The organism is Halalkalibacter akibai JCM 9157 (assembly GCF_000513135.1).
GTDB lineage: Bacteria > Bacillota > Bacilli > Bacillales > Bacillaceae_D > Halalkalibacter > Halalkalibacter akibai.
In genome coordinates, this window is sequence record NZ_BAUV01000076.1 from 1 (window position 1) to 11389 (window position 11389).

The 11389-nt window shown below is 35.3% G+C and carries 10 protein-coding genes; 2 read left to right on the forward strand and 8 right to left on the reverse strand.

The window, feature by feature from the left end:
- The first annotated feature begins 375 nt into the window (after positions 1 to 375).
- Entirely contained in the window at positions 376 to 1323 is a 948-nt protein-coding gene (locus tag JCM9157_RS21635) for an L-lactate dehydrogenase (RefSeq protein WP_035668245.1), read from the forward strand.
- A 198-nt stretch (positions 1324 to 1521) separates the two neighbouring features.
- On the opposite strand, the gene JCM9157_RS21640 is transcribed toward JCM9157_RS21635, so the two are convergent.
- From JCM9157_RS21640 to ppc, 5 genes are all read right to left on the reverse strand, one after another.
- Positions 1522 to 2817, reverse strand: coding sequence for an MEDS domain-containing protein (locus tag JCM9157_RS21640; protein WP_035668247.1), 1296 nt, complete (start codon positions 2815 to 2817; stop codon positions 1522 to 1524).
- A gap of 158 nt (positions 2818 to 2975) precedes the next feature.
- The gene (locus JCM9157_RS21645; protein ID WP_035668250.1) at positions 2976 to 4028 is read right to left on the reverse strand and encodes a GGDEF domain-containing protein; all 1053 of its coding nucleotides are present in this window, start codon (positions 4026 to 4028) and stop codon (positions 2976 to 2978) included.
- A 201-nt stretch (positions 4029 to 4229) separates the two neighbouring features.
- A complete protein-coding gene (locus tag JCM9157_RS21650) occupies positions 4230 to 4901 on the reverse strand; it encodes a hypothetical protein (RefSeq protein WP_035668252.1) in 672 nt (223 codons plus the stop codon).
- A gap of 16 nt (positions 4902 to 4917) precedes the next feature.
- Positions 4918 to 5592, reverse strand: a complete 675-nt coding sequence (locus JCM9157_RS21655; protein WP_035668255.1) for a GNAT family N-acetyltransferase — start codon at positions 5590 to 5592, stop codon at positions 4918 to 4920.
- Between the two features lie 256 nt (positions 5593 to 5848).
- Positions 5849 to 8605, reverse strand: coding sequence for a phosphoenolpyruvate carboxylase (gene ppc, locus JCM9157_RS21660; protein ID WP_035668258.1), 2757 nt, complete (start codon positions 8603 to 8605; stop codon positions 5849 to 5851).
- 335 nt (positions 8606 to 8940) lie between these two features.
- Between ppc and JCM9157_RS21665 the strand changes: the two genes are divergently transcribed.
- On the forward strand, positions 8941 to 9657 hold the full coding sequence (locus tag JCM9157_RS21665; RefSeq protein WP_035668260.1) for a lipase family protein: 717 nt from the start codon (positions 8941 to 8943) through the stop codon (positions 9655 to 9657).
- 52 nt (positions 9658 to 9709) lie between these two features.
- Here the strand turns inward: JCM9157_RS21665 and tatC are convergent, their stop codons facing one another.
- The 3 genes from tatC to JCM9157_RS21680 all read right to left on the reverse strand — a co-directional run bounded on the left by tatC (position 9710) and on the right by JCM9157_RS21680 (position 11317).
- On the reverse strand, positions 9710 to 10420 hold the full coding sequence (gene tatC, locus JCM9157_RS21670) for a twin-arginine translocase subunit TatC (RefSeq protein ID WP_035668266.1): 711 nt from the start codon (positions 10418 to 10420) through the stop codon (positions 9710 to 9712).
- 136 nt (positions 10421 to 10556) lie between these two features.
- Complete coding sequence (locus JCM9157_RS21675) at positions 10557 to 10748, reverse strand: twin-arginine translocase TatA/TatE family subunit (RefSeq protein WP_035668262.1); 192 nt, start codon at positions 10746 to 10748, stop codon at positions 10557 to 10559.
- Positions 10749 to 10777: 29 nt separating this feature from the next.
- Complete coding sequence (locus tag JCM9157_RS21680; RefSeq protein ID WP_035668264.1) at positions 10778 to 11317, reverse strand: RidA family protein; 540 nt, start codon at positions 11315 to 11317, stop codon at positions 10778 to 10780.
- Positions 11318 to 11389: the final 72 nt, after the last annotated feature.

Consider the following 11389-nt stretch of genomic DNA (forward strand, 5'->3'; position numbering starts at 1 on the left):
GAACTCTATTTCATCGCTCATCAGCAGCGACATTTAATATCATAACACAAACAAAAATTCTGTGCAACATCTTTTTTGAAAAAGAATTACAAATCCAAATTCACACTCTTTCAAAGACAATAATTAAGATAACACAAATTATCATTCCATGCAACTATCTTATAACTCAGCATGCTTCCGCTGAGATATATTAATTTATCATATAACAATGACAAATACAAACAAATTTCGTTTTTTTATTAAAATATCAAAACCTTCTTCCTCTAACAGCAGAAATAAAATAAAAAAGCTTCCTTACTCAACTAAATGTTATATAAAAACAAGAAAAGGCTTAATATATGAATTAGATGCAGTTAGGATTTAGGAGGGCATATAATGAAAGATCGCGTAAATAGAGTTATTTTAATCGGAACCGGAGCAGTTGGGTGCAGCTACGCCTATTCCCTTATTAATCAAGGTATTGCCGAAGAACTAGTATTAATAGATGTAAATGAGTTCCGTGCTGAGGGAGAAGTTATGGATCTAAATCACGGGCTTCCCTTCGCACCTTCAGCAATGAAGATTTGGAAAGGATCATACCAAGATTGTAAAGATGCAGATTTAATTGTTATTACAGCCGGCTTAGCGCAAAAGCCCGGTGAAACTAGATTAGACCTTATAAACAAAAACACCACAGTTTTTAAAGAAATTGTTCAGAGTGTAATGAAAAATCAATTTGATGGCATCTTTTTAGTTGCAACGAACCCCGTTGACATCATGACCTACGTTACTTGGCAAGAATCTGGCTTACCTAAAGAACGCGTAATCGGTTCAGGTACGACATTAGACACTGCACGTTTAAGATACATGCTTGGGGATTATTTTGAAATTGATCCAAGGAACATACATGCCTATATAATAGGTGAACACGGCGATACCGAACTCCCTGTATGGAGTCATACTACAATAGGAGTTGAGAAACTAGATTCCTTTTTAGAAAGAGATACTCGTTATGATAAAGCACAACTAGAGGCTATATTCGAGGATGTCAGGGATGCGGCATACGATATTATTGAAAGAAAAGGAGCTACCTTTTACGGAATTGGCATGTCTTTAGTTCGTATAACAAAGGCGATTTTTCAAAATGAGAATAGTATCCTTCCTGTGTCTGTATTTCTCGAGGGTCAGTACGGGCAAAAAGATATTTATATTGGGGTACCAGCTGTAATTAATCGCAATGGCATTAAACAAATTATAGAAATCAATTTATCAAGTGACGAAAAACAAAAATTTGACCATTCAGTTGAGGTATTACGTAGTATTATGAAACCAATATTAAAGTAAATCTAAATAAACGCTAGACGAAGCAGTAAAGGAATGAAGCAATCACTCCATTCCTTTACTAGCATTCTGTCACTTTGTTATTAGATTACCTCCCCTAATAAAGTACACACCCGATACATCATAAACACAAAAAGAACTCCCTAATTCGACAAAAACACACAGCAACCAAGTATAAACTCACGCTATATTTTTAAAGCCTTATAAAGGAAAAGTTACTCTAACTTCTGTACCGCAATCTCGTTCGCTAGTGACATCAATTTCACCTTTAAAGTGAGTGACTAGTTGATAAACCATAAACAAACCAATTCCTTGACCGGCAACTTCCTGATTTATCTTCTGATACTTTTGAAATAATTTAGCGAGATCTTCCTTGCTCATACCCACTCCATTGTCTCTAATATGTATATGTATTTTTCCTTTTTTCGTAAAACTTTTAATATAAACCATTTGACCTTCGTAACTGTACTTGATTGCGTTACTAAGTAGATTAGAGATGATAAGTTTGAACCCCATTAGATTTCCATTTATAATCACGCTACCAGGAACGGTTAAATCTGTGATAAGTTGAATATTTTGTGTTCTAGCTTTTACCGTTAACACATCAATTACTTCTTCCATCGCCGGCACCACTTTAATAAGTTTCGTTTTCCAAAACGAGTCCATTGTTAGCATCTGTTCCGTTTGAATAATATGATGAATTTCGTGGTCAATGGCAACAGAATAGTCTTCAATTAAACTTAGCTTAGCTTGGATATCTTTATCGAAGATCTCGGATTTCAATATGGTCGCAAACGATTTAATTACAGTTAGCGGATTACGAACCTCATGAGCGACAACATGAATAAAATCTAATTTTTGACGATAAAAATCCAACTCTGATTCAATGCTACGTTGAGCTGATAAGGAAGGGAAAACAGTATGGTCTTTATGGTTATAGAGAGAAGATTTCACTAAATCTCTATCTGTCATTAAATAAGGATGACTTCTCATCATTTCCGTTTGAACAGCTGCCGGAACTTCATTTCCATCATACACACATACAGTCATATAACCAATCTCACTAACGGTTAAATCACATTCATGTTCATACTTATGTAAGCCATCTTGGGAATAAGTTAAATCCCTCCAAGAAACCTTCCCCCATACACGGACAGAAAGTTCTTCATTAACAAAAGGCTGAACCGCTATTTTAAAACTTTCTAAAGCGCGTTCAAATTTAAAATCGCCATGAAGCTGGTAAAACTCAATATTATTTTTATAATGAAGCATTTCTTCTAGTTGTAGCCCTTGTAATTTTTCTCCTAATCTATCTAATAAGTGATTATACCGTTCATAACTTTCAATAACGATAACATGTTGATTCATTTGTTTAGCAGAGAGAATAAACGAGATTAAGTTTTCTATGTATTTCTCTTCAGATTGATAGAAGTACAGGATATGAGAACCATCATTGACTTGAATATTTTCAGTTAAAGAAATAGATTTTGTTTGCAATTCTATTATCCTCCTTCTCTATGTTTATTTTTAATTAGGAAGACTAAATATATCATATATATATAAGAAATGAAAAGTTTGAGTAGTAAACGAAAAAAGAAAAAATACAATAAAAAAAAACCATCATAAGACAGTTTTTTTATACATTAAATGAGAAATTATACTTCAACCCGATTCCTTCCATTGTTTTTTGCTCTGTACAAAGCTTCATCAGCAAATTGAAAGATTTGATTTGAGTTTAATGTTAGGCTAGACTTGGTTGAGATCCCAATCGAAACCGTTACTTGAATTCTTATACCTTCTATCTCTATAACGTAGTCCTCTACTGTTTTTCTTATCCGTTCTCCAATTTCAAGTGCTTGTTCTTGAGTACAATGTGGTAGAAGAATAGTAAATTCTTCCCCTCCATGCCTTGAGACGATGTCATGAGATCGAGAGTTCTCTATTAAAATCGTTCCTACTTTTTTAAGTACAGCATCTCCTCTTAGATGTCCATACACATCGTTCACTTCTTTAAAGTGGTCAATATCTACAACTAAAAGAGCTAAGTCTTCTTGATTGTCCATAAACTTGTCTAGTAAGTCATTAAAAGTTCTTTTGTTGTTTAAGCCCGTCAGCGGATCTTGCACCGATTCTTTTTTAAATTTTCTATACAGCCTATTTGACTCTTGCACAAAACTCAAACTAGTATAGACAACATAAGAGGCAATCAAAAATATGACGGTCATCGTGAACATAATCATAAAATCTTTAGTAAATAGATACAAGACAAAATTGCCTATCAAGAGACTATTTCCCGTCAACATACTCCACAAGTAATTTTTCGGCCAATGTCTTAACCAATGAGATAAACTAACACTTATCAAACCTATAGAAACAATACCACTCACTGCTACAACCGTAGGGTAAGTTCCACTATTTAATAAAAATAATCGCCCAAGAGCAACTATAATCGTGGCAATAAGCCCCGGAAGCACTCCCCCTAAAAAAGAGGCTACCATAATAGGAATATACCTTAAATCAATAAACGCAACCTTAACTTCAAAATGATAATTCATCAAAACCAGACCAAGAGTACCTGCAAAAATACCTACAAACACTCTAGTCATTAAAGGAGAATTAAAAGAGAGTCCTTCCTCTTTTAAAATTTGACTCCCTACAAAAATAAATGAAACTAAAATAGCTAAATTAGCGAACATATTTTGTAACACAATTGTTCCTCATTTCTACAAAGACCAAACATCACTTCTTCACTGATTAACCATTATACATGTCAAAAACACAATTTCCATTAATGTTTAAGTATTTAAGATTGTGGATGCAGGAAGATTCAACCAATAACAATTCAACCCGTCGCATTATTTCCACTATACAAAACACCCCTTCCATACTCAATAGGAAGGGACCGCTTCTTATAGAGGTAATAGAGAAATTTCTTCACGTTTGTTTAAATCGGCTATCATACTATGCCAAGCCGCCGGTTTGTTAGATAAAATCTCATAATACGTTGTAATGAACTCTTGGACAAAATCCGCCTTTAATGTATCGATAGTCTTTTTGAAAGGAAGAAAAGATAAATCTAAATCAGTCACAGCCTCCCCTTCATTTGTCCAAGCTGGATGCACGTACGGAAAATCTAAGCGCTTATATCCAAGATGCGATAAAACTTCACGTCGAACAAATGGATCCATCACTTTAATTCCACCGAATGAATGGTTTTTTACACGATAAGGGTCGTAAATTTCTGCAAACATACCAATTAAATCAATTTGATTGTCTTTGGCTAATTGTATTAAATCCTCTTGTCTTTTCTCTGCCAAAAACGGCCCGATTCCAAGTCCCTCTTTGGCAATAATAGTAAAATCCGTCATAGCAACTCGAAGCTCTTTAATATAGCGATATTCAGTTACTCCTACCACTTCACCTTCATGAACAGCTGCAAATACACGAATACTAGGATCTTGCAATGGCACTTCCCATAAATCGAACTCTAGTACCTCCTCAGGAGGAAAAACTTCTTTCATCAAATTGTGTAACTTTGTAAATAAAGGATCTTTAGTTGTTTTTATTTGTTTATATTCCATGAACTATACCTCGTTTCTATTTTTTGTTTTTAAAAGGATTTTTCCATTCCATTAATGCAGCATAGTCAAGAGATTCCTCGTCATCTAAGTAATTTGCAATTATTCCAATAGGCGTGCGACCACATCTAAGAAGAAAAGTAGTTACAGGATCTTTTAAGTCCCCTTGTAAAACAGCTTTTAAATAAGCGTCTGCCGACATCCTTTCAGCGACTTTGTGGTAACCTGGGAGTCTCCCTCCACCAAGTAGACGATCCAACTTTAACTCAACAACCACTTCATACATGGACTGCATTAACCATTTTCCTAAATCTAATTTCCGGAAGGACGGATGAACACATATATCAACAACATACAATGTATTTCCATTTGGATCATGAGTTGTAATATATCCGTCGTCCGTTATTTCTTTCCATGTATGCGAAGGTTCTGTAGGGTCAAATTGAACAAGTAAACTAGTCATCGAACCAACAACTTCTCCTTCAACTTCTACGCACAAAGCCCCCTCTGGGAACAATGTAACATGATTAAGCAGTTGTTTTTCATTCCACCAAAGTTCAGACGGGAACGGAGGAGGAAAACTAGCTTTTTGAATGGCAATTAGTTGAGTAAAATCTTCTTGATTATAATTGCGAATGATAACTTCAACATTACGTTCTTGATTGGATAAATATAACTTTTTAATGTATGTCATTATTCACCTTAATCCTTTCGTACATAGTGTTAACTTCTTTGATCTGTATTAACACTAACATCTAGATACAATTCATAGCCCCTCACCCTATGTCGTGATGTAAGGTATTCAACGCAGTCATACAAAAACGATAAAAAGTACATTTTGTATATAGTTCTTAAATAAATAAAGCGAAAGTATATACATAAAAACACACTCCTTTTTCGCAATTCTAGCTGAAAGGAGTGTGTATATTCATTTTTTACTGACTATCTGATCAACCTGTATTAACTAATCCAGCAGCAATTCCACTGATCGTTAACAATACTTCCGTCAATACTTCTTCTGATTCATCTTGAGATGATCTCATCTTTTGAATTAAATCGACTTGTAAGAAGTTAAGTGGATCCACGTAAGGATTTCTCCTGTGAATTGATTCTTTAATATTAGGTGTTTGATCAAGCAGTTGTTCGTTACCTGTTATTTGAAGCAACATATCATGAGTTCGTTTGTACTCATCTGAAATGTTAGTAAACATCCTATTTGCAATCGTTTGATCTTCAACTAAATTTAAATACTCTTTTGCAGTTGTTAAGTCTGCTTTCATTAGAGCAAGTTGGAGGTTATTTATCGTCGATTGGAAAAAAGGCCAATTTTTATACATTTCTTGCAACAATTCTAAGTTTTCTTGTCCTTTAGATGCAAACGCTTGTAACCCTGTACCAGCTGCATACCACGCTGGAATCATTTGTCTAGATTGAGTCCAAGCAAATACCCAAGGAATAGCACGCAAATCTTCAAACCGCTCACTCCCTTTACGCTTCATTGGTCTGGAGCCAATATTTAACGCTCCGAGTTCTTGAAGTGGCGTAGCTTGTTTAAAATACGTTAAGAAATCTTTATCTTCAAATACGAAGGATTGATACTTTTTCAAAGAGTGTGAAGAAATATCCTCCATAGCATCTTCCCACGCTTTTTCACGTAGTTGACCTTTTTCTAATTTTTTATTAGCGACTTTTGCAGTTGCCTCTAGTAGTGCTGATGCAGCTTGTTCCAAATTACGGTAAGCTATATCCTCTAGTAAATAACGAGAAGATAGAACCTCTCCTTGCTCGGTAATTTTCACACCGTCTCCTAATGTTTCACCAGGTTGCGACAAAATACTACGATTCAAAGGACCGCCTCCGCGACCTAATGAACCACCACGTCCATGGAAAAACTTTAAGGCAATGTCGTAATTATGTGCCATGTTATGGATTTCTTGTTGAGCTTTAAAGAGTTTCCAGTTAGCTGTTAACGTTCCACCGTCTTTACTTCCATCTGAATATCCAAGCATGATTTCTTGGCGATTACCCCTCTTCTGTATGTGATTACGATACACATCCATCTCAAAAAGGGTTTTCATAATTTCTGGACCGGCCACTAAATCACCAATCGTCTCAAGAAGTGGCGCGACATTTAATGCACTATCTAATTTACCATCTGCATGCAACCGATAGATTCCCGCCTCTTTTGCTAAGACGAGCACTTCAAGAAGATCACTTGATGATTGAGTCATACTTACTAGGTACACTTCGATTGAACGAGGTCCAAATTCAGCATGAGCTTTCTTGATCATCTTAAATACTTTTAGAACTTCTTGAGTTTCTTTTGAATAATCTTCTTCTAGCAAAAGAAGAGGTCTAGGGTCTTGAAGTACATTGTCTAGAATTTTTATTTTTTCTTCCTCTGTTAATTGGGCATAATTATCACTAATTCCAACAACTTTCAGAATTTCTGTAATGGCCGCTTCGTGCTCTCCACTATGATTCCTAATATCAAGCGTCGCTAAATGAAAACCGAATAATTGCACTTGTCTGATTACTTTGCGAATTGTTTTTAATTTATGGTGCGACGGTTGGTGTTTCTCTACGCTATTTTTAACTTGAACTAAATCTTGCTCTAACTCTTCAGCAGCAAGGTAGCCCATGTCCGATTTACCTACCTCACGAATACGCTTAAGCATTATGGCAAATTTACGACGATACACCTCGGATTTAACTGGCCATTTTTCATCTTCAGCCATATATGTTATTTCCTCTTGCTCAACTGACTTAACCAACTCTTCATCTAACGAAACTCTAGTCGTAGATTGACTAAAACGCTTCATTAAATCAACAATTGCCTCATCATATTTTTCTAAAGCAACTTTACGTTGTAACTTTAGTGTTTCCCATGTGATTTCTGGTGTAACATTTGGGTTACCATCACGGTCTCCACCAATCCAAGAACCGAAATGCAAGAAGTTAGGTACTTTCCAGTTATTCTCAGGGAAATACTCCTCTAACTGATCCTCAAGTTCTTGATGGATACTAGGTAGGGCATCAAATAACGTTTCATTAAAGTAGTAAAGACCATTTTTCACTTCATCAATAACCGTTGGTTTGCGCTGGCGTAATTCATCTGTTTGCCATAAAGCCGTTACATCATTAAACAGACTTTCATCTAAATCTTTTCTTTCCTTCTTCGTTAACATTGGATTATCCAAAGCTTGAAGAATAGCAGAAATTCTCTTTTGAATCTCAAGAACGGTACGCTTTGTTGCTTCTGTTGGATGTGCTGTAATGATTAATTCAATTGAAAGATCATTCAGTACTTGTTGAATCACATCATCAGAGTATTGACCTTCTTTAATCGAAAGTACAGCACTTTCGATTGACACTGGCTGCACCACACCATCTTCTTGCAGTTGATACTCCCGTCTACGGCGAATACGATGGTTTTGCTCTGCCATATTAACTAAATGAAAGTAAATAGAAAATGCCCGAATCACTTGTGAACGCGTTGGCGGTTCAAGAGATGCGATCTCTTCTTTTAACTTTTTATAAGAATCCTCGCTAAAATCTTTTCTTAAATCTTTTGTTAATTCTCTAATCGTCTCTACTTTATGTAATAAAGAGATCCCACCATGATGAACAAGGATTTCACCTAAAATGTTCCCCAGTTTTTTTACATCGTTTCGTAGAAGTTGATTCTTATCTGCTACATCGATCATCTAAACTAGCCTCCTAATCCAATTTCTCTCTCTATTCCCTTACAGAACAAAATTAAACGTAAAAATAGACAGGGTCTTTTTTTGGCCCACTCGGACAAAAACCGTCCCTATCCAGTAGATTTATGTTCCGCTGGTAACTACATATTATATTACCATAAGGTAGTAAAGACTTCAAATATTTTCAGACTATTTAGTAACTTGAATTAAATAAATCAAGACTTACAAGCACTCTTCTTATCAATTTTTCGCTATTTTTTGACAGACTTAACGAATTAAGAATCCAAGACTACCTCAAGCACATATACATAGATCATGGCACCTAAGGAGGTACGACTATGATCCAACAAGATAAACGAAAACTACCCTTGTTTCTTGCTCATTGCTGTTTACAAACCTACAAACAATTTGAAAACGATGGTCCTTTTACTGTACCAAAAGGATATAAAATCATATCTACTTTTAAAGCGATTGCATTAGATGAAGAGGAATGGTTCGGTTTTATACTTGAATCCAAACGTAACATAATAATTGCATTTCGTGGTACAGAATCAGATCCAGATTGGATTGTCGATGCGGAAGTGTCTCAAGTACCATTCCCTTACTCACCTTCTGGTTTTGTTCACGAAGGCTTTTTAACTATCTATGAATCTTGTCGAGAAGCTATTTATAATAGTATGAAACAGAAAGTTAGTCATAAACCAATTATTGTTACAGGACACAGTTTAGGTGGTGCTCTCGCAACATTATGTGCTCTTGATTTGTCTACTGTTTACACTGATGTAACCTGCTACACCTTCGCAAGTCCACGTGTTGGCGATCCACTTTTTGCTGATTCTTATAATGTGAACTTAAAAGAAAGTAATCGTTACGTAAATGTATTTGATATTGTTCCATTGCTTCCACCCGAAACGATTTATTGCCCTTATACAGATCGTACGTGGCAATACAAACATGTGTTAAAGGATCATTCTTTTGGTCTTCAAACTGAAACACTTTCAGGAAATCATAGTATTTATACGTATATCAAAGGAATTTACAGTCTTTGCAAATAAAACTGAAGGGTTATTCTAAAAGGTCAAATAAAGACCCTTTAGGATAACCCTTTTAACTAGCCTGCTTGAGACCAGTTAACCTTTTTTTATAAACCACTTTTGAAATAGAAACGCTTACTTCATATAGTAATATTAATGGGGCCATAACAATAATTGCTGATATAAAGTCTGGAGGTGTAACAAGTGTCGAGATCACCGTTAAGACAACATAAGCCACTTTCCGAGAATTCGTTAACATGAAAGGATTTAATATTCCGAGTCTAGTTAAAAGCATAATGATAATAGGCATTTCGAATAAAAGTCCAATTGGTAATGTTAAATGCAACAAAAATTTAAAGTACTTCTCAGCCGTATACATCGTATTTAATTGATCCGTTGCAAGTGAATTCAAAAAAGAAAAAACACTAGGGAATAAGAGAAAGTAACCGAATGCAATGCCCGCTAAAAAACATAAGAGAACGGCGGGGAAAAAGAGCATAACCGCTTTTCTTTCATCGTTTGAGATAGCTGGCTTAATAAATTTCCAAACCTGGAATAAGGCAATCGGAGTTGTTGCAACAATAGCAAAAGAGCCAGCTAAAACAAAATAAATCCATAGAATATCACTAGGACCTAGAATGGTTAATTCTTGATTTGCCGTTTGAATTATCCAATTATAAATATTCTCTACAAAAATAAAACCGATACACATACATATAATAAAAGTGACAAGAGTCCATATAAGCCGTTTTCTAAGTTCTTCAAGATGACCTTCTAACTGCATTCCATTTTCCACTACAATCACACCTTCCTATTAAAGATAAGAAGCTCTTTTGTTTCGTAATTCAAGTTATAATCTTTTTTATAAGACTACTAAGAAGAAGATGTAAACAGAGGTTTACATCTTCTCTATTAATGGCTTAATTTCTTACATCTTTTGATTTAGTGTCCTCCTCTGTTTCTCCTGATACTAAATCCTTTGTTGCACTTTTAAATTCCGTTAATGTTCTACCAAAAGCTCGTCCTATTTCAGGTAATTTGGATGGTCCGAAAATGACTAGCGCTATAATAAGAATTAAAATTAACCCTGGTACCCCAATATTATGAAACATTGTGATCTCTCCTCTCTTTTCTAGTTATTTTATTTTCCACCTTTATACGCCACTTCGGCTTCAATCTCAATTAACCAATCAGAATGAACTAAGCCTTCCACCCCAACTGTTGAACGTGCCGTTTTAACAGGGTTTTCTTTTGTGTTAAAATATTTTGCGTAAGCTCTAAACCAACCATCATAATCAATTTTTCCGTCTAGCGCAGGATCAGGAACTACATAAACACGAAGATATGTAATATCAGACATCGAGAGCCCCTTTGACTCTAAATCTACTTTGAATTTCTCTAAGATAGAGATAGCTTGTGTTTCCGTATCACCATAACGCTCATAAAGAGTAGCTCCATTGCGATTTATTACACTCGGAACTGTACCACTAAAATACAATGTATTATAATTATGCGGAATGGCGACTGAACTTGAAATAGTGGAAGTGGGGCTCCCAAAAAATTTAACTACGTTTGCTTTCATTAACTCAGCTTTTTCACTACTCGCACCAACCGTTGCCCCGACCATCAAACTTGAAACTACTAACCCAGATACGATAATTTTTTTAGCTGTTTTTTTCATACTAACCAACTCCTCTTTCTTATTATTTTGAATTATCCGACTTTAGTTTGTGACTTTTTCACTTTCCTTTAC

What these genes read in the sequence shown, in the direction of transcription:
- JCM9157_RS21635 (WP_035668245.1), top strand. Translation starts at nt 376, where the DNA reads ATGAAAGATCGCGTAAATAGAGTTATTTTAATCGGAACCGGAGCAGTT.
- JCM9157_RS21650 (WP_035668252.1), bottom strand. Translation starts at nt 4,901, where the DNA reads ATGGAATATAAACAAATAAAAACAACTAAAGATCCTTTATTTACAAAG.
- JCM9157_RS21655 (WP_035668255.1), bottom strand. Translation starts at nt 5,592, where the DNA reads ATGACATACATTAAAAAGTTATATTTATCCAATCAAGAACGTAATGTT.
- ppc (WP_035668258.1), bottom strand. Translation starts at nt 8,605, where the DNA reads ATGATCGATGTAGCAGATAAGAATCAACTTCTACGAAACGATGTAAAA.
- JCM9157_RS21665 (WP_035668260.1), top strand. Translation starts at nt 8,941, where the DNA reads ATGATCCAACAAGATAAACGAAAACTACCCTTGTTTCTTGCTCATTGC.
- tatC (WP_035668266.1), bottom strand. Translation starts at nt 10,420, where the DNA reads ATGCAGTTAGAAGGTCATCTTGAAGAACTTAGAAAACGGCTTATATGG.
- JCM9157_RS21675 (WP_035668262.1), bottom strand. Translation starts at nt 10,748, where the DNA reads ATGTTTCATAATATTGGGGTACCAGGGTTAATTTTAATTCTTATTATA.
- JCM9157_RS21680 (WP_035668264.1), bottom strand. Translation starts at nt 11,317, where the DNA reads ATGAAAAAAACAGCTAAAAAAATTATCGTATCTGGGTTAGTAGTTTCA.